This is a genomic window from Staphylococcus rostri (assembly GCF_002902145.1).
Lineage (GTDB): Bacteria > Bacillota > Bacilli > Staphylococcales > Staphylococcaceae > Staphylococcus > Staphylococcus rostri.
In genome coordinates this window covers 15022-39338 of record NZ_PPRF01000009.1, presented here as the reverse complement: position 1 = coordinate 39338, position 24317 = coordinate 15022, and the positions used below count along the sequence as shown (strand labels likewise).

At 38.6% G+C, this 24317-nt stretch carries 25 protein-coding genes; 15 read left to right on the top strand and 10 right to left on the bottom strand.

The genetic code is table 11. The annotated features are described in order from the left end of the window. The first annotated feature begins 102 nt into the window (after window positions 1-102). The 3 genes from CD122_RS01075 to dinB all read left to right on the top strand — a co-directional run bounded on the left by CD122_RS01075 (window position 103) and on the right by dinB (window position 5682). Window positions 103-633: a YSIRK-type signal peptide-containing protein gene (locus CD122_RS01075; protein ID WP_103357177.1), complete on the top strand. Its 531-nt coding sequence runs from the start codon at window positions 103-105 to the stop codon at window positions 631-633. A 56-nt stretch (window positions 634-689) separates the two neighbouring features. Beyond that, entirely contained in the window at window positions 690-4322 is a 3633-nt protein-coding gene (locus CD122_RS01070; protein WP_103357176.1) for a MucBP domain-containing protein, read from the top strand. Between the two features lie 289 nt (window positions 4323-4611). After that, window positions 4612-5682, top strand: coding sequence for a DNA polymerase IV (gene dinB, locus CD122_RS01065; RefSeq protein ID WP_103357175.1), 1071 nt, complete (start codon window positions 4612-4614; stop codon window positions 5680-5682). Here the strand turns inward: dinB and CD122_RS01060 are convergent. Further along, the gene (locus CD122_RS01060; protein WP_103357174.1) at window positions 5677-6237 is read right to left on the bottom strand and encodes a 3'-5' exonuclease; all 561 of its coding nucleotides are present in this window, start codon (window positions 6235-6237) and stop codon (window positions 5677-5679) included. The genes dinB and CD122_RS01060 overlap by 6 nt on opposite strands. Before the next feature lie 74 nt (window positions 6238-6311). Beyond that, window positions 6312-6815 carry an H-type ferritin FtnA gene (gene ftnA / locus CD122_RS01055; RefSeq protein ID WP_103357173.1) on the bottom strand — a complete coding sequence of 168 codons (504 nt, stop codon included), beginning with the start codon at window positions 6813-6815 and terminating at the stop codon, window positions 6312-6314. Between the two features lie 144 nt (window positions 6816-6959). Here ftnA and murT point away from each other — a divergent pair, with 144 nt between their 5' ends. Together murT and gatD are read left to right on the top strand one after the other, a co-directional pair. After that, window positions 6960-8279 carry a lipid II isoglutaminyl synthase subunit MurT gene (gene murT, locus CD122_RS01050; RefSeq protein ID WP_103357172.1) on the top strand — a complete coding sequence of 440 codons (1320 nt, stop codon included), beginning with the start codon at window positions 6960-6962 and terminating at the stop codon, window positions 8277-8279. Further along, complete coding sequence (gatD, locus tag CD122_RS01045) at window positions 8272-8997, top strand: lipid II isoglutaminyl synthase subunit GatD (protein ID WP_103357171.1); 726 nt, start codon at window positions 8272-8274, stop codon at window positions 8995-8997. Before murT ends, gatD begins: the two co-directional genes overlap by 8 nt. A 124-nt stretch (window positions 8998-9121) precedes the next feature. On the opposite strand, the gene CD122_RS01040 is transcribed toward gatD, so the two are convergent. After that, window positions 9122-10120: an FUSC family protein gene (locus CD122_RS01040; protein ID WP_103357170.1), complete on the bottom strand. Its 999-nt coding sequence runs from the start codon at window positions 10118-10120 to the stop codon at window positions 9122-9124. Between the two features lie 96 nt (window positions 10121-10216). Between CD122_RS01040 and map the strand changes: the two genes are divergently transcribed. From map to vraR, 5 genes are all read left to right on the top strand, one after another. Next, complete coding sequence (gene map / locus CD122_RS01035; protein ID WP_103357169.1) at window positions 10217-10978, top strand: type I methionyl aminopeptidase; 762 nt, start codon at window positions 10217-10219, stop codon at window positions 10976-10978. Between the two features lie 97 nt (window positions 10979-11075). Then, window positions 11076-11465, top strand: coding sequence for a hypothetical protein (locus CD122_RS01030; protein ID WP_103357168.1), 390 nt, complete (start codon window positions 11076-11078; stop codon window positions 11463-11465). A 12-nt stretch (window positions 11466-11477) separates the two neighbouring features. Next, window positions 11478-12179 (top strand): cell wall-active antibiotics response protein VraT, encoded by a 702-nt coding sequence (vraT, locus tag CD122_RS01025; protein ID WP_103357167.1) that lies wholly within the window; start codon window positions 11478-11480, stop codon window positions 12177-12179. After that, window positions 12176-13219, top strand: coding sequence for a sensor histidine kinase (locus CD122_RS01020; protein WP_103357166.1), 1044 nt, complete (start codon window positions 12176-12178; stop codon window positions 13217-13219). The genes vraT and CD122_RS01020 overlap by 4 nt, the downstream gene beginning before the upstream one ends. Beyond that, entirely contained in the window at window positions 13209-13838 is a 630-nt protein-coding gene (gene vraR / locus CD122_RS01015; protein ID WP_103357165.1) for a response regulator transcription factor VraR, read from the top strand. The genes CD122_RS01020 and vraR overlap by 11 nt, the downstream gene beginning before the upstream one ends. A gap of 57 nt (window positions 13839-13895) precedes the next feature. Here the strand turns inward: vraR and CD122_RS01010 are convergent, their stop codons facing one another. From CD122_RS01010 to CD122_RS00995, 4 genes are all read right to left on the bottom strand, one after another. Continuing rightward, window positions 13896-14471, bottom strand: coding sequence for a beta-class carbonic anhydrase (locus CD122_RS01010; RefSeq protein ID WP_103357164.1), 576 nt, complete (start codon window positions 14469-14471; stop codon window positions 13896-13898). 32 nt (window positions 14472-14503) lie between these two features. Further along, window positions 14504-15829, bottom strand: coding sequence for a YihY/virulence factor BrkB family protein (locus CD122_RS01005; protein ID WP_103357163.1), 1326 nt, complete (start codon window positions 15827-15829; stop codon window positions 14504-14506). A gap of 235 nt (window positions 15830-16064) precedes the next feature. After that, entirely contained in the window at window positions 16065-16346 is a 282-nt protein-coding gene (locus CD122_RS01000; protein ID WP_103357162.1) for a hypothetical protein, read from the bottom strand. Window positions 16347-16349: 3 nt separating this feature from the next. Then, window positions 16350-16808, bottom strand: a complete 459-nt coding sequence (locus CD122_RS00995) for a low molecular weight protein-tyrosine-phosphatase (protein WP_103357161.1) — start codon at window positions 16806-16808, stop codon at window positions 16350-16352. Between the two features lie 132 nt (window positions 16809-16940). Between CD122_RS00995 and CD122_RS00990 the strand changes: the two genes are divergently transcribed. Genes CD122_RS00990 through CD122_RS00980 form a run of 3 tightly spaced genes read left to right on the top strand, consistent with a single transcriptional unit; the run spans window position 16941 to window position 18934 of the window. Next, window positions 16941-17147 (top strand): DUF1128 family protein, encoded by a 207-nt coding sequence (locus tag CD122_RS00990; protein ID WP_103357178.1) that lies wholly within the window; start codon window positions 16941-16943, stop codon window positions 17145-17147. A gap of 13 nt (window positions 17148-17160) precedes the next feature. After that, window positions 17161-18399: an aminopeptidase gene (locus CD122_RS00985; RefSeq protein WP_103357160.1), complete on the top strand. Its 1239-nt coding sequence runs from the start codon at window positions 17161-17163 to the stop codon at window positions 18397-18399. A gap of 13 nt (window positions 18400-18412) precedes the next feature. Beyond that, window positions 18413-18934: an acyl-CoA thioesterase gene (locus CD122_RS00980; protein ID WP_103357159.1), complete on the top strand. Its 522-nt coding sequence runs from the start codon at window positions 18413-18415 to the stop codon at window positions 18932-18934. Window positions 18935-18983: 49 nt separating this feature from the next. On the opposite strand, the gene yfkAB is transcribed toward CD122_RS00980, so the two are convergent. Beyond that, window positions 18984-20129 carry a radical SAM/CxCxxxxC motif protein YfkAB gene (gene yfkAB, locus CD122_RS00975; protein ID WP_103357158.1) on the bottom strand — a complete coding sequence of 382 codons (1146 nt, stop codon included), beginning with the start codon at window positions 20127-20129 and terminating at the stop codon, window positions 18984-18986. Between the two features lie 155 nt (window positions 20130-20284). On the opposite strand from yfkAB, the gene CD122_RS11855 reads away from it, so the two are divergent. Both CD122_RS11855 and CD122_RS00970 read left to right on the top strand, forming a co-directional pair. Continuing rightward, window positions 20285-20446 (top strand): SE1561 family protein, encoded by a 162-nt coding sequence (locus tag CD122_RS11855; protein ID WP_095117373.1) that lies wholly within the window; start codon window positions 20285-20287, stop codon window positions 20444-20446. An 84-nt stretch (window positions 20447-20530) separates the two neighbouring features. Continuing rightward, on the top strand, window positions 20531-21046 hold the full coding sequence (locus CD122_RS00970; protein WP_103357157.1) for a type 1 glutamine amidotransferase domain-containing protein: 516 nt from the start codon (window positions 20531-20533) through the stop codon (window positions 21044-21046). A 104-nt stretch (window positions 21047-21150) separates the two neighbouring features. Here the strand turns inward: CD122_RS00970 and CD122_RS00965 are convergent, their stop codons facing one another. Together CD122_RS00965 and CD122_RS00960 are read right to left on the bottom strand one after the other, a co-directional pair. Further along, on the bottom strand, window positions 21151-22371 hold the full coding sequence (locus tag CD122_RS00965) for an aminoacyltransferase (protein WP_103357156.1): 1221 nt from the start codon (window positions 22369-22371) through the stop codon (window positions 21151-21153). Window positions 22372-22530: 159 nt separating this feature from the next. Continuing rightward, the gene (locus tag CD122_RS00960; RefSeq protein ID WP_103357155.1) at window positions 22531-24276 is read right to left on the bottom strand and encodes a pyruvate oxidase; all 1746 of its coding nucleotides are present in this window, start codon (window positions 24274-24276) and stop codon (window positions 22531-22533) included. Window positions 24277-24317 lie beyond the last annotated feature (41 nt).

Below are 24317 nucleotides of genomic sequence, written 5' to 3'. Positions count from 1 at the left end.
GCTAAATATCTGAGATTATATTTTAGGTAATTAGATAATATCTAATGAATAAATTATTTTGCTAATTGATATTGTTAATATTAATGCAAAAGGAGGAAATATATGTTATTTAAACAAAAACACCGTTTCTCAATCCGTAAGTTTTCTTTTGGTGTATGTTCTGCACTTTTAGGAACAGCGTTGATTATGGGTGCTGACTCAGCTTCAGCAAGTGAAACGGATGCATCGGCTGAAACACAAGCAGCTGATACATCATCAGATACATCAACGGATCCTGATTCTGCAGCAACTGCAACTACTTCTGAAACTGATTCGGAACCGGTCGCAACGACTGCTACTGAAACATCAGAACCAGCGGCCCAACAGCTGATCAAACTGAAACAGCTGCTACAGAAACAACAGAATCAACATCAGAACCTGCAACTACTGAAGCAGCATCTGAAACAAATAGCACTGAAGCAACTCCAACTGAAACTGTATCAGAGCCAACAACAGAAGAAAAAGCAGCTACTGAAACAACAGAACCTGCTACTACAGAAACAACAACAAAAGTTTCTGCACCAACACGTGAGGAAGCATTCCCTAATGAAGGTGAGTCGATTCCGACAGGCACATACTTCCGTGCGCCTTTAGAAGCTGTTGCACAAACAGCACCAACAGGTACACAAGTAACACCTGAAGTAACAGTAGTGAGTTCACACGAAGGTTTAAGCGAAACACCTACAATTAAAAACAAAGATGGTACAAGCATTCAATTCTCATTCGGTGATCAACCATTGCACCAAGGGGATTACTTCTATGTGGAAACACAAGACGTACCAATCGCTTTACCAAGAACTTTTCGTATAAAATCTAGCGAAACAGATGGTGAAGGTACAGTTATCGCAAATGTTGAACGTGTAAGTTATGAAAGTGACTTCGTTAAAGCTACAGATTCAGAAGATCCGACACGTTTTGACCTTAAAAATGATAGTACTTTAACAACAATGGCAATTAAATATAAAGTTACATTTACTGAAGCTGTTGAAGGTTTGAAGGATGTTAGTGCAACTATATCAGGTAGTGGATCTAAACAAACTTTAGCAGCAACTGTTGATCGTCCAACAGAGTTTAAAGTTAAAATTAATGACAAAACTGTATACACAAGCGTATACACTGAACCAGCATGGGATGATGCAAATTCAGCTAATTTCAAACGTAGCCATTTTAATACTGGGCTAGAAGGTGTTGTAACTGATCAATTTGGGAACCGAAATGAGATTGAGTATGATACTGGAAATCGTGAAAAATTACATGCATATTTAAGCATGGAAGCGACAGTTTATGATTATCGCTCAAATACACCGGGATCAGATATTGGCTTCTTAACTGAAACAATTAGTGAAGGTCTTGTGGTACTTTCTGGTCAAGTCGGAGGTATGCCAGATGGTTTCGTAACAACAGTCTCATCACCAACAGATCCGAATAAAAACACGTATACTTGGGATGTCGATAAATTAGAAATTGGTCAAAAATTACCAGTATATTATATTCCATTTCAAGACATTGGCACAGAAGAAAAACACCCAAATGCAGATAATGGAAAATTATATGTCACACCAGATAATATGTACTATACAATCGAAAGTATATCAGACGACAAACGTACGATTACACTTAAATTCCATGGTGATTACACTAAACCAGGTCGTATTGTGACATCATTCAAAAACCCAATGGAAGATTTCGAACAAGGTAAATCTTCACGTTTAGGTATTAATTTTGATAAAGATAGTTTTGTTGATGTTGGAGGAAGTACTGACAACTCTACAATTACAGTTTCACATCCAGATGGCACACCATTAAGTAACTTCGAAATGCCAAATGCAAAGAGTCTCATCTACGGTGACACAAAACCTGATTTAGTCCAACAAGGAGAAGATGGTTTAACTTCTAGAGCAGTTCGCTTAAACTATGATGCGACTGCAACAGGTATCCCTGTAGAAACAACAAACCCTGAACAAATCAATAAAGGTACAGTTATCGTTCAATACGTTGATGTTAACGGTAATGTCCTTCAACAAGAAAAAGTAGACGTGGCTGACGTTGATGTTGATACAGACTACGATACAGTTACAGATAACCGTCCACAAGAAATCACTGTAGGCGACAAGACATATGAACTTGTTCCAGCAGGTGATTATACTGTAGGTTCAGTTTCTGACCAAGGTAACTTAACAACAAGTAAGTTAAGAGATGTTTATGCATCATCTGACGTAAATGGTGTTGAGCCAACTGGTAAAGTAACTCAAGGTACAAACTATGTAACATATGTTTACAAAGAAAAAACTGCAGTTGTTAAAGAAGGTACAGTAACAGTTAACTACAAAGATGAAGACGGTAATGTCATCAAAGATCCTGTTGTTGATACGCCAGCTTCACCTGTAGATACACCTTACAACACAACTGACAACCGTCCAGAAAAAATTACAACTGAAGATGGTAAAACTTACCAACGTGTACCAGAAAAAACTGAAGGTACAGAAGAAGGTAACGTTGTAGAAGGCACAACTGAAGTCACTTACGTATACAAAGAAGTAAAAGGTGATGTAATCGTACATTACATCGATACAGAAGGTAATGTTATTGCGGATGACGCAACAGATACACCAACAACTTCAACAGGTACAGACTACAATACAGCTGACGACAATAAGCCAAACACAATCACAAAAGATGGTGTGACATACGAATTAGTACCAGCACTTACTAAAGGTAACGAAACTGGTAGCGTTGTAGAAGGTACAACAGAAGTAACATACGTGTACAAAAAAGTTGAAGCGCCAGTTCAACCTGAGCCAACACCTGAAGCACCAACTGGTGACGTAATCGTTCATTATGTTGATGAAGAAGGTAACACAATTGCGGATGATAAAGTTGATACGCAAGGAAGTAAAATTGACACACCATACGATACTACTGATAACCGCCCAGAAAGAATTACAACACCAGACGGTAAAACGTATGAGCGTGTACCAGAAAAAACTGAAGGTACTGAAACTGGTAGCGTTGTAGAAGGTACAACAGAAGTCACTTATGTATACAAAGAAGTGAAAGGTGACGTAATCGTACACTACATCGATACAGAGGGTAATGTTATTGCGGATGATGCAGTAGATACACCTGAAACATCAACAGGTACAGACTACAACACAGCTGATGACAACAAACCTACTACAATCACAAAAGACGGTGTTAAATACGAATTAGTACCAGTTCTTACAAAAGGTAACGAACAAGGTAAAGTCGTAGAAGGCACAACTGAAATCACTTATGTGTACAAAAAAGTTGAAGATCCAACAACACCAGAAGTACCAAACGAAGATCCTGGTAAATACATTCCGTATATTCCAGTAGATCCGGAAAATCCAACGGACCCTAACGATCCATTGAACCCACCAGTAGATCCAAATACAGGTGACCCAATCGATCCAATCGATTACGATGAGACACCGGAAGATCCAACGGATAATCCACCAATTCCAGATATTGATGGTTACATTCCAGTAGATCCAAAAGATCCTACACAACCATTAAAACCAAAAGATCCAAACGATCCAACAAAAGGTTATGAACCACCAAAACCTGTAGATCCGAAAGAAGATACGCCAGTACCATATGTACCGGCAGGTTCTATCACAGTTCACTATGTGGATGAAGATGGCAACGTGATTAAGGATCCAACAGTGGATACGCCAAAATCACCAGTAGGTACTGAGTACAATACGAATGAAAATGGCGAAGAAATTCCAAAAGAAATTATTGGTAAAGACGGCAAAGTCTATGTACTTGTAAAAGTGAAAGATGGCGACGAAGAAACTGGTAAAGTTGGTAAAGGTAATAAAGATGTTACTTACATCTACAAGTTGAAAGAAGATCCTGAAAACCCAACAACACCAGAAAAACCAGAAGAACCAAATAAACCTGAGCAACCTAAAAACCCAGGTAACGAAAACCCAGGTAACGAAAACCCAGGTGATGAAAACCCAGGTAACGGAAACCCAGATAACGGAAACCCAGGTAACGGAAACCCAGGTGACGGAAACCCAGGTAACGAAAACCCAGGTAATGGAAACCCAGGTAATGGAAACCCAGGTATGGATCAACCATCTGAAACAATGAAAGATAAAGATGCGAAAGATATGAAACAAGCTGATAAAGCTATGGATAAAGAATTACCAGAAACAGGTAATACAAACAATCCATTCGTAACTGCATTCGGATTCTTAACATTGTTAGCTGGTGCAAGATTAACAAGACGTAAACGTCGCGAAGAAGACTAAGCGAATTTGTAACGAAACCAGTTCAATAGCTTCAATCATAAAGCGGTAACCTCTATTAACGGGGTTACCGTTTTTTGCTTCTATATCTTTTAAGCGGGAATGTCATAATTTTCATACCTACTCACCTTTGCTGGGGTGGGATAATAGAATCTTTTAGAAAATGCGATGTTAAATCCACTGCTTTTCCTTATTTTCCGCTATTTAGCCATGGCAGAATAATAGCTTGCCATTAATACAATTTTGTATAATTAAGATAAAGAAGTTGCGTATTAAAAAGTGGAGGTGACTTATGGAAGAGCGACGTATTATCCATATTGATATGGATTATTTTTATGCCCAAGTAGAAGTGCGAGATAATCCTACGTTAAAAGGGAAGCCGGTGATTGTTGGTGGTAAAGCAAGTGGGCGTGGTGTGGTTGCGACGGCGTCATATGAAGCACGTGCAATGGGTGTACATTCAGCAATGCCAATGTCTCGGGCGCATCAGTTGTGTCCCGACGGTTATTATATAACGCCGAGATTTGAAGTATACCGCGCTGTCTCACAACAAATTATGGACATCTTTCATCAATACACGCCGCTAGTTGAACCGTTGTCACTGGATGAAGCGTATTTAGATATAACCGCGCTTGTCAAACCGAATAAGTCAGCCTCCCAAATTGCGCAAATGATTCGTTATGATATTTGGCGAGAAACAGGACTCACATCAAGTGCTGGCGTTTCTTATAATAAATTTTTGGCGAAGTTAGCAAGCGGTATGAACAAACCGAATGGCTTAACGGTCATTACATATCAAAATGTACATGAGATTCTGATGTCATTAGATATTGGTGATTTTCCAGGAGTAGGGAAAGTATCAAAAGAGAAGATGCATGAACAAGGGATTTATACCGGTGAAGATTTGTATCAACGCACGGAGCGAGATCTCATTTATTTATTCGGTAAAAGAGGGAAATATTTATATGATCGTGTGCGTGGGAAAGATGAACGAGAAGTAAAAAGTAATCGTATTCGTAAAAGTGTAGGAGCAGAAAGGACGTTCTCAGTAGATACGAACCAGGACGATGAGATTTTGCGTAAAATTGAAATGTTGTGTGAAAAGATTGAGGCGCGATTAGAAAAGCTTCAAAAAGCGGGATATACTGTGACGGTTAAAATTAAGACGAATGAATTTGTAACACATACGAAACAGCAGAGCTTAAAGACGCCAGTACAAAGTGCGAATGATATTTATCAAGTTGCATACGATTTGTATCATGATGTGAAAGACCCAGATGTGCCAATTCGTCTGATAGGTGTCACAGTTGGGAGCTTGCAAGACGCATCAGTTCGCAATATGACGATTTACGACTTTTTATAATGCGTCTTTATCACGCAATTGTTTCCCATAAATATCCAGTACATTTTGTAAGTTCGGATAGTGTTGTAACAAACGATATGTAATCATTGCACACGCTTTGGCGTCATTCAGCGCATCATGATGGCCATGAAAGTCTAAGTTATAATACTGCATCATATGTTTTAAACCATAGCGCTGTGATGAAACCGTACGACGCGCCAGTTGACATGAACAGAAGTATGTAAGGTCTGGTGTTTGGATATGCGCGGCTTTTAAGCTTGCATGAAGTACGGACATGTCGAATGCAGCATTATGCGCGACAATCGGCAATGACTCCATAAAATCTAGCATATAAGGATACACTTCTTTAAAAATAGGAGCATTAACAACGTCATTCGGTTGAATACCATGAACTTCAATATTAGGCGCCGCAAAAAAATCATTTGGATTCACCAATGTGTAAAACGATTCCGTAAGCTGGTGGTCAATTATTTTAACCATACCAACCGAACAAATACTCGTACGCTTATAATTTGCCGTTTCAAAATCAAGTGCGATATAGGCATTTTGTGGCATATTAAATCAACTCCAGTCAAATGAAACAGGGGTGCTACCCAACGGCACACCCCGGATTTCTACATATTACAAAATTATGCTTCTTCGTTAAAAGTACGTGCTGCAAGTTCTTTTTCGTATAAGTACAATGTGTTTGAGTCGTCACCGATACGTTTTAAGTAATCGATATGCGTTTCAAACATTGATTCTTCTTCAACTTGTTCATCTAAGAACCAGTTTAAAAATGAAATTGTCGCGTAGTCTTTCTTCTCGTTCGCAATTTCAGATAAGTTGTAAAAACGGCTTGTAACGTCTTGTTCTTGTTTTAAACCGTCTTCAAACGTTTCTAAAATTGAGTTGAAGTCTACTTTTGGTGCTGGTAATGCTTTGAAAATAGCTTTTTCCCCACGATCATTGATGTAATCGTAAATTTTTTGTCCGTGGAAACGTTCTTCTTTCGCTTGTTCAATGTAGAAGTTCGCAAAGCCATCGTATGAGTTGTTATCGCAATAAGCAGCCATAGCCATATAAGCATGTGCAGCAAAAAATTCATGGTTCATTTGGTCATTGAGTGTATCTAATAATTTTTGGTCTAACATGATATTCCCTCCTAAAAAGTACTCATTACTAGTTTACACATTTACATCAGTTGATTGCAACGGATATGCGAAATACAAGTTTTGTTTATCATAAATACGGGCTACATGTTATAATACAATAGGTAAAAATGGAGGAGAAGTTTAATGAGACAATGGACAGCGATAACATTGGCAAAGCTTGCGAGAAAGGCGAGTCGTGCTGTTGGTAAAAAAGGGACGGATTTGCCTGGACAAGTTGCCAGAAAAGTTGATACAAACATTCTAAGAACTTTAGCGGCTAAGGTAGATGAAGTTGTATTTGTAAGTGGTACGAACGGAAAAACAACGACATCGAACTTAATCGGCCATACATTGAAACAAAATGGTATTCCAATTATTCATAACAATGAAGGGGCGAACATGGCAGCAGGTATTACGTCTGCATTTATCGTGCAATCTACCCCTAATACGAAAATTGCTGTGATAGAAATTGACGAAGGTTCTATCCCGCGTGTTTTAACAGAGATGACACCTACTAAGATGGTCTTCACGAACTTTTTCCGTGATCAAATGGACCGTTTTGGTGAAATAGATATTATGGTTAATAAAATTTTATCGTCTATTAGTGGAAAAGGGATCCAATTGATTTTGAATACGGATGATCCATTTGTGAGTCGTTTGAAGATTGCGAGTGACAATGTGACGTATTACGGTATGGACGCGAATGCCCATGCGTTTGAACAATCATCAATGAATGAGAGCCGATATTGCCCAAATTGTGGAGAGCGTTTAGTATACGATCATATTCATTACAACCAACTCGGTCATTATAGTTGTCAATGTGGTTTTAAACGCCACGATGCAGATTACGCCGTGTCAACATTCTCAGTGACACCATTTGTTAATATGACGGTCAATGGCGCAACGTTCAATATGAAAATTGCGGGTGACTTTAATGCGTACAATGCGCTTGCTGCGTATGCGGCTTTAAGAGAGTTAGGCTTAGATTATGCAGCAATTCAAAAAGGGTTCGAGACATATACGTCAGATAATGGTCGTATGCAGTATTTCGAGCGTAATCAGAAGAAAGCGCTCATTAACTTGGCGAAAAACCCGGCAGGTATGAATGCCTCTATTGCAACAGGGGAACAATTAGAAGGTCAAAAAGTGTATTTATTTAGCTTAAATGACTTTCCAGCAGATGGTCGTGACACATCATGGATTTATGACGCAGATTTTGAAAAGCTACAAAATCAAGATATTGAAGCAATTATTGTGACAGGTAGCCGTGCTGAAGAGCTTCAATTACGTTTGAAGTTGGCAGAAGTGGATGTCCCAGTTGTTGTTGAGAGAGATATTCATAAAGCAACTGCAATGACGATGGATTATCCAAGTATGACGGTCGCAATTCCTAACTATACGTCTCTTGCGCCGATGTTAGATCAGTTAGAGCGTTCTTTTAAGGAGGGTCATGGACATGCATGAGTTGACAGTATTTCATTTTATGCCCGATAAGCTGAACTTATACAGTGATATTGGTAACATCATGGCGTTAAAATATCGTGCGAAACAGCGTAATATTCAAATTCGTGTTGTCGATGTGAATGAAACAGACGGTATTAACTTAGATGAAGCGGATATTTTCTTTATCGGTGGTGGCAGTGATCGTGAACAAGCCATTGCGACGAAAGAATTAACAAAGATTAAATCACAGTTAAAAGCGGCGATTGAAGATGGCTTGCCAGGACTTGTCGTATGTGGTGGTTACCAGTTTTTAGGTGAGAAATATGTGACACTGGATGGCAAAGAATTAGAAGGGTTACACATTCTCGACTTCTATACGGAATCTAAGGAAGAACGTCTCACGGGTGATATTGTCATTGAAAGTGAGCAATTTGGAACGATTGTGGGCTTTGAAAATCATGGTGGACGTACGTATCATTCATATAATACGTTAGGTCACGTTACGTATGGTTATGGTAACAACGATACAGAGCAACAAGAAGGGTTACATTACAAAAATCTTCTTGGTACGTACTTACATGGACCTGTATTACCTAAAAACCATGAGATGACAGATTACTTATTACGTGCTGCTGCAGAACGTAAAGGCATTCCGTTTGAACCGGAACATATCGACAATGTTGCAGAAGAACAAGCAAAGCAAGTTTTAGTCGAACGTGCTGAAAAAAATAAAAAATAATAATAGAACAGCGCCTATCTTGATTATAGTAATCGAGATAAGCGCTGTTTTTTTATATGTCATGACGTTATTTGGTTCTACACCTTTTGTGGTGAGATGGCATGATTAGCCATTCCGTCTTTTTTTATTTCACACGATAACGCAGCATTAAAATACGATAAATTAACAAAATCTCATATATCGTATGACTTTTAATTTGATTCGTGTCAAACTCATTTAAACCTTTAACAGAGTTTTTCAATGTAGATGCCGCTTTACGTTCAGGCTTAAATGTCCCACATTGAAAGATTTGATCGATACGCTGTGAAATTGAAATAATCGCTTCTTTTTCTTCGTTAGTAAACACCATCATCGCATCTTGTGGCAAATAAATAATGTTCGACAAGTGTGTCAGTAACAAGCGGTTTTCATGTGCACGGTTCGTTAGCTTTCGCAGTCGCATCCAGTCATCCGAGCGATTTTTTGATTTATGATATTTAAGTTCATCTCGTTGATAGCCTAACAACACTTCAATGCGCGTGTTGCAAGCGTGCAATTGATCGACCAGCTTATCACTTTTTTCAGATTGGAAATGTCCGATAAGTAATTCCTTCATACGCTCATCAAATAAGAAATAAATCTGACGTTCAGATGACTCAATTAGTTCTTCAATCTGCTCATAGTACTTAGGTGGTAGCACCATAAAGTTCACCAAACCAGCTGTTACGAGTCCGATAATGGCTGTTAATAGACGTGAAACAATATTAAAGATGTAGTCTTCATGAATATCAGGTATCATTGCCAACGCAGTTAACGTTGCGACAAGAATACCAGGATGTAGGTTAAAACGAATACAGAGAATGATTGTGAGTGTTGCTGTTAGCCCGTAAGCTATTGCAGAGTCGTCACCGAAGAAGTAGGTCGACACGACGGCGATAAACGCACCCATGACAGTGGCTGGGAGTCGTTTGTATCCCTTATGAATCGACGCTTTAACGGTAGGCTCAATCGTTACAACAGCTGATAGAATTGCAAAGATAGGATTTAAGTTGAGCGAAAGACAGAATAATGCTGTTAAAAATGTAGCAAGCCCAGTCTTAATGGTACGGGCACCTACAACTTTTTTATACCATTTCATTTTCATACGCGTAACTCCTGATTTGTACTTACTTCTAGTATATCAAAAAAATTTTGTTATAATAAGTACAGTATACAAATTGTAAAAAGGAAAGGGATTAGCATGATAGTAAAAACGGATGAAGAACGCCAAGCTTTATTAGAAATTGGTGCGATATGTGCAAAAGTAAGAGACGCTATGCAAGCCGCAACGAAGCCGGGCATCACAACGAAAGAATTAGACAACATTGCGAAAGAGATGTTCGAAGCAGAAGGGGCATTATCAGCGCCAATTCACGATGAAAACTTCCCAGGTCAAACGTGTATCAGTGTTAACGAAGAAGTCGCACACGGCATTCCAAGCCAACGAGTGATTCGTGAAGGTGACCTTGTGAACATCGACGTATCTGCATTGAAAAACGGTTACTATGCGGATACAGGTATTTCATTTGTTGTTGGTGAAACAGATGATCCTGTAAAACAACAAGTATGTGACGTCGCATTAGAGGCGTTTGAAGCAGCAATGGCAAAAGTGAAGGTTGGTAGCAAGTTAAGCCAAATTGGTAAAGCAGTGCACGCAACGGCACGCAAAAATGGCTTGAAAGTTATCAAAAACTTAACAGGTCATGGTGTCGGTCAATCGTTACATGAAGCGCCTGCGCACATTATGAACTACTTTGACCCTCATGAAAAAACATTGTTAAAAGAAGGTATGGTGCTTGCTGTTGAGCCGTTCATTTCTTCAAATGCAACGTTTGTAACAGAAGGTAAAAACGAATGGGCTTTTGAAACATCAGATAAAAGTTATGTGGCACAGATTGAACATACTGTGATTGTGACGAAAGATGGCCCAATTTTAACAACAAAATTAGACGAATCTAACTAAAGTTCAGTCTTTAGTCTTAAGATAAAATGGTTCCGCAGCCTATTACAAAGGTTACGGAGCTTTTTTATAATGGTATTAACAGATGAGGTGATACCAGATGATACAACTTATGAAGACATATATCGAACGCTTTTTAAAACAATGCTATCAACAAGGACTCTATCAATACTTAACGTCGTTGGATCTGAAGTTACAATCGATCAATGACACGATGTGCTATATTCAACGTAAAAAGTCACAAGCACAGCTAATGATTGACAGACGCATGTTAGAGTTAGAAAATAAATATATCAGCTTGATGGATGAATATCATATTGATCAAGCATCAAATATATACGATGCGACAATGGCATCTCTGAAAGAAGAATTGAATAAAATAGAAAGTGAGTATGCCCAATTAGAGAGTTACTATTCGCAACTTGATGCAGACAAAGCATATACGAAGTGTGAATGTCACTTATTAAGAACGTTAGTTAATGCATACTAGAAAGGTGGAAATATGACGCAAAAATATATTTCGACTGAGCTACTCATACTTTTTACTGCGCTGATGGTGATCGCAAACTTCTACTACATCTTTTTCGAGAAGATTGGTTTCTTGTTTGTGCTCGTATTGGGCAGTATTTTGATGTATGTCGGTTATATATATTTTCATAAAGTGCGCGGGTTGCTCTGTTTTTGGATAGGGGCATTAATGATTGCCTTTACCTTACTATCTAATAAATATACCCTCGTCATTTTATTTATTTTTATGTTTATTGTGGCGATTCGTTATATTAAATACAAACGTCGTCCACTATCAATTATCGCAACACAAGACGAAGGACACAGCCACACATTTATTAAACAAAAGTGGTTTGGCGAGCAAAAAACACCTATTTACGTCTATAAATGGGAAGACTTACAAATTCAACACGGTATCGGTGACGTGCACGTAGATATGACGAAGGCGGCGAATCTCAAAGCGCAAAATACGATTGTCGTGCGCCATTTAATTGGGAAGGTCCAAATTATTGTGCCATTGAACTACCAAGTGAACTTGAATGTAGCGGCCTTTTACGGCACGGTCGTGATGGGCGAACAGCGACACAAGATTGAAAATACGAATATGGCATTGCACACGTCACAAAAATCGGATAGTTATACCGTTAATATTTATGCGTCTACGTTATTAGGCGACGTTGAGGTGATTTTCCGATGAATCACTACGTGCGTACGATTGGAGCCATGTTGATTTTGGTATATGCGATGTTTACAGCTTTTTTCTTTATCGATAAAGTGTTTGTAAATATTATCTTTTTTCAAGGCATGTTTTATCAGCAAATATTCGGTATTCCCGTTTTTCTATTTTTGAACTTACTTGTTGTATTTTTGTGTATCCTTGTTGGCAGTATCATTGCGTATAAAATCAATCAGCAAAATGATTGGTTACAAGAACAGATTGAACGCGCCATTCAAGGAGAAACAGTGGGTATCAATGATCATCAAATCGAATTATATAATGAAACGATTACGTTGTATCAAACGCTTGTACCGCTCAATCAAGAGTTGCACAAGTTGCGTATTAAAACGCAGAATTTAACAAATGAACAATACAATATGAATGATTTAAAAGTGAAGAAAATTATTGAAGATGAACGTCAACGTTTGGCACGTGAGTTGCATGATAGCGTGTCGCAACAACTATTTGCGGCGAGTATGATGTTATCAGCCATTAAAGAAACGGATCTTGCGCCACCATTGGATCAACAAATTCCAACACTGGAAAAAATGGTACAGGATTCACAATTAGAGATGCGCGCACTATTGCTTCATTTACGACCGATTGGTTTGAAAGATAAGACGCTAGGTGAAGGCATTGAGTCATTAGTAACGGACTTACAGCGTAAAGTACCGATGAAAGTGATGTATGAGATTGATAACTTTGATGTACCAAAAGGCATTGAAGATCATCTTTTCCGTATTACACAAGAGGCGATTTCGAATACGCTACGTCATGCGAATGGTACGCAGGTGAGTGTGGAGTTGCTGAATCGTGAAGGCTATCTGTTACTGCGCATTCAAGATGATGGTATTGGCTTTAATCCTGATGATAAGATGGAACAAAGTTATGGACTTAAAAATATGAGAGAACGTGCGACGGAAATCGGTGCAACATTCCATATTGTATCGTTACCAAATGCAGGCACGCGAATTGAAGTAAAAGCACCATTAGATAAGGAGGGACAATATGACAGTTAAAGTATTATTTGTGGATGATCATGAGATGGTCCGTATTGGGATTTCGAGTTATTTATCGACACAAAGTGATATTGAAGTAGTAGGTGAAGGGGGCTCTGGACGAGAAGCGATTGAAAAGGCGCATGAACTACATCCAGATGTCATCTTAATGGACCTCGTCATGACAGATATGGACGGCGTAGAAGCAACGACACAAATTAAGAAAGACTTGCCATCAATTAAAGTCGTTATGCTGACGAGTTACATAGAGGATAAAGAAGTGTATCGTGCATTAGATGCAGGTGTAGACAGCTATATTCTGAAGACGACGAGTGCAAGTGATATTGCAGAAGCGATACGTAAAACGAGCCAAGGTGAGTCAGTGTTTGAAGCGGAAGTATTGGTTAAAATGCGTAATCGTATGAAACAACGTGCGGAACTGTATGAAATGTTAACAGAACGTGAAATGGAAATCTTATTGCTGATTGCGAAAGGGTATTCTAACCAAGAGATTGCCAGTGCGTCACACATTACGATTAAAACAGTAAAAACGCATGTGAGTAACATTCTGAGTAAATTGGAAGTACAAGACCGTACACAAGCGGTTATATATGCATTTCAACACGGTTTAATTGAATAACACAAAAAAAGAAGACTGGAATGATGATAAAAAGTCATTTCCAGTCTTCTTTGACATTTATTGTTCTGATAAATGTGCATAACCATCATGAATGAGGTCTAGTTCACCAGTATGTGGATCAATTACAAGACCGTGAACAGGTACATTTCCATCAAATAATGGATGATCATAAATCATTTGAATGTTATGACGCACATTCTCATAGACATCTTCAAACCCCTTTAAGAAGTTCGCGACTTCGATACCTGAATATTGCAGTAATTCAAAGACGCGCGCATCAATACCTCGTGACGCCATCTTGCGCATCACTTCATCTACATCAATATTCCCCATGCCACAATCTTTGTGCCCCATAATAATGACTTCTTCTGCACCTAAAGCATAGATACCGACTAAGATACTACGCATAGTTGAACCATAAGGATGCGTAATCATCGCACCAGCGTTTTTGACAACTTTGAGGTCCCCATTGTTAAAGCCAAGCGCTTTCGTTGATAAATCTTGTAAGCGCGTATCCATACAAGTTACTAAAACTGCTTTTTTAGCGGGTACTTTTGTTGCGGTATACGCTTCATATTCTTTATTGGCAACAAATGTTTTATTGTAGGTTAATATGTCTGATAGTAATGTCATGATGACGCCTCCTAAAAGGGTGTTAAATGTAGTTATTCGTCTTTCGTTGTTTTAATGTGACGTGAGTATCCATCGTTGTCACGTTCAACTTTGTCAGGTGCTGTATATTCCTTTCGCGTGCTGTCTGTCGAACTAGAAGTCTCTGATGATTCCGTCGTTGTCACACGCGATTGTTGATCTTGCTTGTTGTTATCATCTTGTTTATCAGCTGCTTGTGTATCATCATCTTCGTAGTTGTTATACGATTTAGCAAGATCTTGTTCATGTGCTTCTTCAAGTTCATCATATGTTTGTTCTTCAGGTGTTTTACCTTTAACCACTTTACGTTGATGAATAATCGCATTGATTTCAGCACCGATAATTAAGATAAAACCGGTGATGTATAACCATAACATGAGAACGATAACGCCCCCGATACTACCATAAGTTTTAGAATAGTTACCGAAGTTTGATACATAATAACCAAATGCAAGTGTCCCTAAAATCCATACCACAGTAGCAAAAAGTGCCCCTGGAAGTACTGATTTAAGTTTGATTTTGACATTCGGTGCCGCCGTGTATAGCACTGTAAAAACAATAAAGATAGCAATAACAGGTAACGCTGTACGCAATAAGCTAAAGACCCAACGTACTTGTTCGTCCAAGCCAAGTGGACCGAATAGCAAATTACCGATTTGTTCGCCGAATGTGAAGAGTACCATTGTAATTGGCAATGTAATACCAAGAATCAATGTGAACAACACAGCAAGCGCCTTTGATACGATAAAGTTACGACTGTCTTCAACGTCATAGGCAACGTTAAAGGCATTCATCATTGCTGTCATACCATTTGATGCTGTCCATAATGCAAGAATCAAACCGATTGATAAGATGCTACCGCTGGCATTGCCCATAATGTCATCGATAATGCCTGTCATAATAGATGCCGCATCAGCAGGTGCATTTTCTGAAATCTGATTAACAATTGTCTTACGGTTAATATTGAAAAGTGGTACGAGTGATAAAATAAAGATTAACATTGGGAAAAGCGATAACATAAAGTAGTATGCAAGTTGTGCCGCTAATCCTGAAGCATCATCTTTACTAATGCGATAAATTAAGTATTTGAAAAAGCTCGGACGGTCTGAATATTTGACCGGCTTATTAATACGCGAGACAAAGAATGTTTCGTTGTCTTTAGGTGCTTCTTTTGATTGGAAAGGTTGTGGCTTTACAAAATGATGTTCTTCATGGATTTCTCCACTTGCATCGCCTTTACGATCAGGGTGATTATCTGTCTGATCAGCTTTGTCATCGTGATGTAATTTGTCTTTAAGCTTATCCACGAACCCTTCAGACGTATCTTGTTTTTCTGACATAGATTTACTCCTTATTAATATAGTGTTGTTTAAATTCAAAGTAATAGCACATATCAAGAGAGTGAGATAGGACGTAGAATGAAAATCGCATAATAAGCGTGTTTTTAACATTCTATACCAATATCTCACCCCCATTGTAATACCCGTATAGTGAGCAACCATAGGCATTGGGGGAGAAACGGGAAGCTCATTTTTCTAAGAAGATTCCGTTGTCCCAACCTCAACCTGCGTGCTATTAATTTAATTTGTTGTTTTTACGTGCAACTAACGTATCTTTCGCATCTATTAATGAATGTTCTAATTCTGGGTTGTTGCGACGAATTTCATCAATTGTGTCTTTCCAGTATTTTAATTCATTCACAAGTTCATTTACTTTTGATGGTTGGCTTGAACGTTGACCTGTCTTCACATTATGAATAGATGTTTTAACAGAATGACGTGTGTTTCTATCAATCAATGCTGCCGCACCACCGATTGCCGCGCCAATTAAAATACCTGGTACCAATTTGTTTTTCATAGTTTATTGCTCCCTTCTGTCATTTACAATATAATCAATTAATCGATCACATGATGATTGTATCATGTCATAGACGCCTTCAAAGTTATTCGTATAGTAAGGATCAGGCACATCCGTTTCTGTCATCTCACTAAAATCAAGTAACTTAAAAAGTTGTCCCGTTAGATTGGGATTGATACGCTTTATATTATCCACGTTGCTTTGATCCATTGCAATAATATAATCAAAGCGATCTTCAGTTGTAAAAAGCTCACTGATAATCCCATCAAAAGGAATACCATGTGTCTTTAAAATCTTTTGCGTTCCTTGATGTGGGGTTTGTCCCAAATTCCAATCACCTGTCCCTCTAGACGTAACATCAATACCCGTGATATCACGATCTTTGAGACGTTGGCGCATAATCGCCTCAGCCATTGGAGAGCGACAAATATTACCGAGACATATAAAAGCAACTGTCGTCATATTTTCAATCCTCCATATCTTCGTTTATATGCCCATTTTATCCTTTTTCAAAACAATTCTAAAGTAATTCTGGTAAAAATTTTCCAAAATATAGCCACTTTGTTAAAATAATGGGATGAGAGGGTGATAATGATGACAAAAGATATCGCAACAATGATTACAGAAATTCGTGATCGCTTAAATCTCGTTAATAAAGGTTTAATCGATCCTGATAAATACGCCGAGACACATCGCGAAGAAATAGCCGAGATTCATGAATATGTGACGTCGAAACAAACGTTCACACCTCAAGAAATGTCAGGTATCACTGAAGCATTAGGCGCACTTCGTCAACCATAAGAGGAGGGGTAACATGACAAGAGATGAGAGAATACAACAATATGCACAACTATTAGTACGTGTCGGTATGAATGTACAACCGGGACAACCCGTTTTCATCCGTACAACGGTCGACGCGGTTGATTTTACGCGACGTATCGTTAAAGAAGCATACGAAGCGGGTGCGTCAGATGTGCGTGTTAAATATGCTGATCCACAATTAAAACGCTATGCTTATGAATACGAGCCACAATCTTTCTTTGAACAAGAAGTCAAAGCCTATGATGTTGATGAACGTATGGATTACGCGAATCGTGGGGCAAGCAACTTAGCCTTGTTAACAGAAGATCCCGATTTACTGAACGGGATTGATGCAGATAAATTAAAGGCGACACAATTACGATACGGTCAAGCGTTCAAGCCATACATGATTCAATCACAAAAAAATGCATTCCCATGGCTCGTTGCGGCTTATCCATCCATCGATTGGGCGAAAAGAGTATATCCTGAACTAGATGACCAAGCTGCATTTGATCGATTTTTAGACGATATACTTGCGATTGTGCGCGTCGATGGTAATGATCCGGTTGAAAACTGGCGCGTACATACACAACAATTAAAAGACAGAGCGGCGTGGCTGAACGATAAAGCGTATCAAGCGTTACATTTTGTTTCGAAACGGACTGATTTACGTATTGGGCTACCGGAACATCATATTTGGGAAGAGCCAACGAGCTACACACCAGATGGTCAAGCGTTTGTGGCAAATATCCCGACAGAAGAAGTGTTTACAGCGCCACACTGTCAACAAGTTGATGGCTATGTGTCGAATACGTTGCCACTTAGCTATAATGGAACGATTATTGATGGTTTCAAGTTGACGTTTGAACAAGGACGTGTGGTTGACTTTGAAGCGGCACAAGGTGAAGACGTGTTACGTTCACTGTTAGACACAGACGAAGGGGCACGCCGTTTAGGTGAAGTTGCGTTAGTACCTGACGACTCGCCAATTTCTAATCGCAATACCATTTTCTACAATACGTTATTTGACGAAAATGCATCATGTCACATTGCGTTAGGTTCTGCGTACGCGTTCAACATTCAAGGTGGTACGGAGATGGACGACGAAACGTTGGCACAACATGGCTTGAATGACTCTTTAACACACGTTGACTTTATGATTGGCAGTGCGGACTTGAATATTTACGGCATTACTGCTGACGGTCAAGAAGAAGCAATTTTTGAAAATGGTAATTGGGCGAATACACTATAAATGAGGTTAACTAATGACAGTAAATAGAAAATCAATGAAAGAATCAAAGACGTATAAGTCACGACAAGTATTCCCGCAAGATACGAATCATTTGGGAACTTTGTTTGGCGGGACATTGATGGCGAATATTGATGAAATTGCAGCCATTTGTGCGATGAAACATGCAAACAATACGGTCGTAACAGCATCTACAGACTCCGTAGACTTTTTACGTCCAATTAAAAATGGTGATATTGTCACATACATTGCGATGGTGACGTATGCAGGCAAATCATCAATGGAAGTGTGTGTACAGATTATGATAGAAGACCTGTACAAAGGCGAACACCATCTTGCAGCATTGAGCTTTTTAACTTTTGTTGCTTTAGATGAAGCGGGTAAGCCGACACCCGTTGCGGAAGTTTATCCGGAGGCAGATGTCGAACGCTGGTTCCACGAGTCGGGTGAAGCACGTGTCAAACGCCGCAAAGAACGTCGTGAAGAAAGTAAAAAGACACTACAATTTTTAGCAGAAATCAATAAAGATAACTTATAAAAATAAGCCGCTATCTCAATAAATTAGGTTGAGAAATAGCGGCTTTTTCTTATTTTGACTGATGATATTTTTGGTGCATTTGACGTTCAAGCACTTTAAAGTATTCATTTGGATAATACATATTTTTCACAAGCAAGTTCGGTCCAAGACACTCGAAATGCGGACAGTGACAGTTAATCGATTCCGATAACGGAGACGATAACCATTTTGAGAATACATCTGTTAATTTGTCATGCTGAATGTTCGCCAATGTCCCTGTCTCGTCACCAAAGTCTGTCACAATGACATTCCCCGTAAAGACGTTAACATTTAAGCGACTACGACCGTCAGGGTCATTACGCAGTGACACATTTGGTGTAGTGAGTAAACGTTCACGCAATGCCGCATCTTTGTCATCTTGAAGACAAGGGAAAATCGGCAACGTTCCAAAAAGCATCCAAACATTTGGGTCACGTATATCAAGAAGATGATTGATTTTCTCTTTCATCTCAGCGAGTGACAATACTTCAAGTTGACTGGCAAAATCAGCCGGATACATTGGATGAATTTCATGACGTTGACATTTCATCGTATCTACGACTTCTTTATGAATTTTTTCAAGATACGGCGCAGTTTGACGATTCAACATCGTTTCAGCGGATACAAACATCCCTTGTTCACTTAACGTTTGCGCATTGTTTAACATTTGTTCAAATAAACGCGTACGTGCTGCTAGTGGTGGCTTTTTCTCCATCGCACCAAAGCCGACTTCTGTAAACGTATCAATCGTTCCCCAGTTGTGTGAAATATGCATCACATCAATGTATTCAGCAATATCTAAATAACGTTCGAGGGGGAGCGTTAAGTTGGAATTCATTTGAACGTAAATGCCACGGCGTTTCGCATATTGTAAAAGTGGTTTAACAACTTCACGAATTGATTTTTTTGAAAACATAGGTTCGCCACCTGTAATTGAGATGGTGCGAAGTGTCGGGATTTCATCGAGTCGTTGTAAGATTAAAGACATCGGTAGAGGATCGGGATCTCTCGTTTGAAGCGTATACCCAACAGCACAGTGACTACAGCGCATATTACATAGGTTTGTCGTCGTGAACTCAACATTACTCAATGTCAATTGACCATGTTGTTCAATATCACGATATGCTTCCCACGGGTCGTTATGGATAGAGATCGGTTGTTTATTTGTTAATATCACGTAAAAAACTCCTCATTTTTAAATTGTATGTGTATTTGATATGATATAGATAAATGAGTTAAAGATGGGAGTGGCAGAAAGATGGTATTGTCGCACTCTCAAGATTAAAACACATGATAAAAGTACAACGCTATTATAAAGGAGATTTAATGAGGATGAAAGAGCCACAAACAATTAATCAAGTAAAAGAACGATTATCACAGTTTATTGAAGAAATGTCACACGTCAATCCAGATGAGGTAGAAGTTGCAGATATTGATGAATGGATTGCATTGTTAGATCAATTAGAAGAAAAAGTAAATCAATTACGTCATTAATAAAAAAATTTACATATTCATGTTTAAAACTGAACGGATATGGCTAAACAGTAAGCACAATTGATAAAGGAAAGGTGAATCATTATGACGAAACAAGTAGCTGTATTATTAGCAGACGAGTTTGAAGATATTGAGTTAACAAGTCCAGCAGAAGCCATTGAATCAGCAGGTCACAAAGTTGTGATTATTGGTGATACACAAGGTGCAACAATTAACGGTAAGCACGGTGAAAAAGCTGTCGCTGATGTTGCAATTGCAGATGCTAAACCAGAAGATTATGATGCGTTATTATTACCTGGTGGCTTCTCACCTGACCATTTACGTGGTGATGCGGAAGGGCGTTACGGCAAATTTGCGTCACACTTTATGACAGCAGACTTACCAGTATTTGCTATTTGTCATGGCCCACAAATTTTAATCGATACAGATGCGCTTACAAATAGAACCGTAACTGCAGTATTAAACGTTCGTAAAGACTTAGAAAATGCTGGTGCAACAGTTGTAGATCAATCAGTAGTGGTAGATCGCAACATCGTCACAAGTAGAACACCAGATGATTTAGATGACTTCAACCGAGAAATCAAAAATCAACTTCAATAATATTTAAAAAGAACACTTTATGACGCGATGTTTTCAGTCATAAAGTGTTCTTTTTAGTTGCTGATAATTTGTTTTGTTAGAGGCGTGAGACGTGAATCTCATTATTATCTATTAACCAAGCGATAGAGTAGTGGACGCAATGGTTTAATAAAGTCACCGACATATTCTTCTACATGCGCATTAAAGCCTTTTTTGAATTGTTGTACGCCATAGTCATCTGCTGTTTCGTTAAATACGCCAGTAATACCATAGAAGTTATAGCGATCGATATTGCGCTCTTTGGCAAAGTTCATCATTTCCCACTGTAAACGATACGCGCCCATATACGCATTATATTTAGGATTCGATCCACTAGATAAGTAATACATTTCATAGTGATTGAAAATAAATACAGCAGCTGCCAAGTCTAAAATTGGACCGTCTGAAGCGATTAATGCATCCGTATCATCTAATTTACGTTGTGTGCTCTGTAATTGTTGTGTCAGTTGCGTTGCTTTCGTCTTATTCTTTTTCGAGTTTGGACTTTCTGCCAATTTCTCTTGAATTTCTTGATAGTCATTTTCTAAATTAGCGAGCTTTGTTGTCAATTCTTGTTTATATTCATTCAAATCAATATAGGCGAGTTTTAAAGTGATGTTATCGCCGTAGATTCTTTGGATATTTTTAAAGAATTCAAAGTTGCGGAATGTAAAATTGTGCTTCTCTTCAGCCATTTGATTGAGCTTATAAAAACGATCTGTTTCATCAATGGAAAGTGTACGGACTTTAACACCCATTTCATACGTCTTTTTAATATTACGACGTGTTTGATAATCCATTTCTTTTAATATTTGATCAGGGGCTTTACCTTGCATATCTAATACGGATAACCAGCGTACTTGACTGACTTTCGGAATACCAGTTGTATAGCCCTGATGTGTGTATCCTAGTTGTTCCATTGTATTAAACCAAGCACGATGATCATATGATGTTACAATTTCACCGTCTGCAGTTCTTTTATTTAAAACAACATAAGGATCGACACGAACGTAAAGGCCACCTAGTTTCTTTAAGTATTTAGTCAAGTTTTTAAAGAAAAAGTGGACAAGTGCTGTGTTTTGAAAGTCCATGACAGGTCCACGTTGTGTATAAAAATATTTGAAAAACTTTAGTGTGCGTGATGCAGTTAATAAACATGCAGCAATTACATTCCCTTCATCATCTTTGACCCCCACAAGATATGTATTGCTGTCCGCTTGATAACGTTGCACAGACTGTGTAAAATGACTCGGTCGTTCGTTAACAAACTGTGCATATTCATCCTCTGTAAGATTTGTGAATTTCATTGATAAACCCCTCCATACCATATAATAAGACCTAAAAAATTACATAACCTTATTATAAATGAATATATGAGTAAATCAATGATTCAATATAATAAAAGTGTATAAAAAGGCAGATACCCTTACGTAAATCATGAAGTGTATCTGCCTTGTATATATCAATTATAAGAAACGTTTTGCAGCTGTTGACATAGGTGGCATTTCATCTAATGCGAGTTTGCCATCTTCTGTTAAACTACGGTATGCCCATTTTGCATAGTTTTTCGCTTCTTCAGGCACAATTTTACCTGGAAGTGGTGCAGCGTTCGGATCAACATAAACATTAACGATAACTGGTTTGTGTTGTTGTACAGCGGTTTGTACAATGGCATCTACATCTGCTGGGTCTTTTAATGTATAACCGATACCACCACAAATTTCAGCAAACTTCGCAAAGTCCATATCGCTAAATGAAATACCGTATTCCAATTCACCGGCAGCTTGTTGTTCGTATTTAATAAACGATAATTCTTGGTTGTTCAATACAAAGATTACCATTGGCATACGATACTGAACAGCTGTCGCAAAGTCTTGCATAATCATTTCAAATGCACCGTCACCGGAGATTGCGATAACTGGTCGCTCAGGAAATGCGATTCGAGAAGCAATGGCAGTCGGAAGGGCGCAACCCATTGTACCGAGCCAGCTTGAAATAATAAAGTGGTTATTTACGCCTAAATTTAAATAACGTGTTGACCAAACAGTTGAAGTACCTACATCTGCTGCAACAACTGTATTTGGTGTGATCACTTTATTAATCGCATCCATTAAGCGTTCTGGACGAATTGGTTCGCCAGTGTTCGCACGATCTTCTTGCATCCATTGCTCCCAAGTTTTTTTATGTTCGAGCATTTCGTTCAAGAATGGTCGTTTCTCAACTGGATCAATTGCGTCATTCAATGCTTGTAATGCTAACTTTGTATCGCCAACGATAGGGGCATCGATATTAAAACGATGACCAATTGCATTTGTATCACGATCGATTTGAATTGCCGCAATATCTTTTTTAGGTAGGTAATCCACGTAAGGATAGTTGGTACCAATCATAATAAGCAAGTCGGCATTTTGCATTGCTTGGTAGGATGGTTTTGTACCAATCTTACCGATATTACCTAAGTTATATGGATGATCATCGCCAACGACTGTTTTCGCTGGTAATGTGACCATTGTTGGTATTTTCGCTTTTTCAATAAACGCCTTCACTTCGTCTTTCGCATGTTTCGCGCCAAGACCAACAAGCACGACAGGTTTTTTACTTTTATTGAGTAACGCAGCTGCTTGTTCAATTTGATGTGCTGGCGCTGGTTGAGGGGTATCAATTGTACGATCGACTTGATCTGGAAACTGTGCGTCAATTTTAGTGTTCAAAATATTATTAGGTAATGTTAATACAGCGACACCATTTTTACGGTATGCGGTACGAATCGCTTCATCCACAATATCAAAAATGCGTGGTGCGTCACTGTCTTTCAATTGATAGTTGTAGACTGCAACATCTTCAAATAAGTGTGGTAAGTCAACTTCTTGGAATGCTTTTGTACCAAGTTTGTCACTGTCTGCTTGTCCTGCAAGAATCAGTTGTGGCACGTTATCCATTTTGGCGTCATACATACCATTTAAAAGATGAATTGCGCCGGGACCACCAATACCGAGTGCGACACCGATTTTACCTGTTAATTTTGTATAAGCTGCAGCTGAAAGACTTGCAACTTCTTCATGGCGTACATGTACAAACTTAATTGTTGATTCTACCGTCTTCAATCCATCAACGACTGCATCGATAGAGTCACCAGGAATACCGTAGACATGATCGATATCCCAAGCTTCTAATGCACGAATCAATCCCATGTTTGCTTTTACTTTTGCCATATGACATACTTCCTTTCTCAAAATAAGACTGCTTACTGTAT

Bases quoted from the DNA above. Each gene is read 5' to 3' on its own strand.
- CD122_RS00995 (WP_103357161.1), bottom strand. From the start codon at position 16,808: ATGACGACAGTTGCTTTTATATGTCTCGGTAATATTTGTCGCTCTCCA.
- CD122_RS01075 (WP_103357177.1), top strand. From the start codon at position 103: ATGTTATTTAAACAAAAACACCGTTTCTCAATCCGTAAGTTTTCTTTT.
- CD122_RS00985 (WP_103357160.1), top strand. From the start codon at position 17,161: ATGACAAGAGATGAGAGAATACAACAATATGCACAACTATTAGTACGT.
- CD122_RS00965 (WP_103357156.1), bottom strand. From the start codon at position 22,371: ATGAAATTCACAAATCTTACAGAGGATGAATATGCACAGTTTGTTAAC.
- murT (WP_103357172.1), top strand. From the start codon at position 6,960: ATGAGACAATGGACAGCGATAACATTGGCAAAGCTTGCGAGAAAGGCG.
- CD122_RS01020 (WP_103357166.1), top strand. From the start codon at position 12,176: ATGAATCACTACGTGCGTACGATTGGAGCCATGTTGATTTTGGTATAT.
- map (WP_103357169.1), top strand. From the start codon at position 10,217: ATGATAGTAAAAACGGATGAAGAACGCCAAGCTTTATTAGAAATTGGT.
- CD122_RS00980 (WP_103357159.1), top strand. From the start codon at position 18,413: ATGACAGTAAATAGAAAATCAATGAAAGAATCAAAGACGTATAAGTCA.
- CD122_RS00960 (WP_103357155.1), bottom strand. From the start codon at position 24,276: ATGGCAAAAGTAAAAGCAAACATGGGATTGATTCGTGCATTAGAAGCT.
- gatD (WP_103357171.1), top strand. From the start codon at position 8,272: ATGCATGAGTTGACAGTATTTCATTTTATGCCCGATAAGCTGAACTTA.
- CD122_RS00970 (WP_103357157.1), top strand. From the start codon at position 20,531: ATGACGAAACAAGTAGCTGTATTATTAGCAGACGAGTTTGAAGATATT.
- CD122_RS01030 (WP_103357168.1), top strand. From the start codon at position 11,076: ATGATACAACTTATGAAGACATATATCGAACGCTTTTTAAAACAATGC.
- ftnA (WP_103357173.1), bottom strand. From the start codon at position 6,815: ATGTTAGACCAAAAATTATTAGATACACTCAATGACCAAATGAACCAT.
- CD122_RS01005 (WP_103357163.1), bottom strand. From the start codon at position 15,829: ATGTCAGAAAAACAAGATACGTCTGAAGGGTTCGTGGATAAGCTTAAA.
- CD122_RS01060 (WP_103357174.1), bottom strand. From the start codon at position 6,237: ATGCCACAAAATGCCTATATCGCACTTGATTTTGAAACGGCAAATTAT.
- CD122_RS01010 (WP_103357164.1), bottom strand. From the start codon at position 14,471: ATGACATTACTATCAGACATATTAACCTACAATAAAACATTTGTTGCC.
- CD122_RS00990 (WP_103357178.1), top strand. From the start codon at position 16,941: ATGACAAAAGATATCGCAACAATGATTACAGAAATTCGTGATCGCTTA.
- CD122_RS01000 (WP_103357162.1), bottom strand. From the start codon at position 16,346: ATGAAAAACAAATTGGTACCAGGTATTTTAATTGGCGCGGCAATCGGT.
- vraT (WP_103357167.1), top strand. From the start codon at position 11,478: ATGACGCAAAAATATATTTCGACTGAGCTACTCATACTTTTTACTGCG.
- CD122_RS01040 (WP_103357170.1), bottom strand. From the start codon at position 10,120: ATGAAAATGAAATGGTATAAAAAAGTTGTAGGTGCCCGTACCATTAAG.
- dinB (WP_103357175.1), top strand. From the start codon at position 4,612: ATGGAAGAGCGACGTATTATCCATATTGATATGGATTATTTTTATGCC.
- vraR (WP_103357165.1), top strand. From the start codon at position 13,209: ATGACAGTTAAAGTATTATTTGTGGATGATCATGAGATGGTCCGTATT.
- CD122_RS11855 (WP_095117373.1), top strand. From the start codon at position 20,285: ATGAAAGAGCCACAAACAATTAATCAAGTAAAAGAACGATTATCACAG.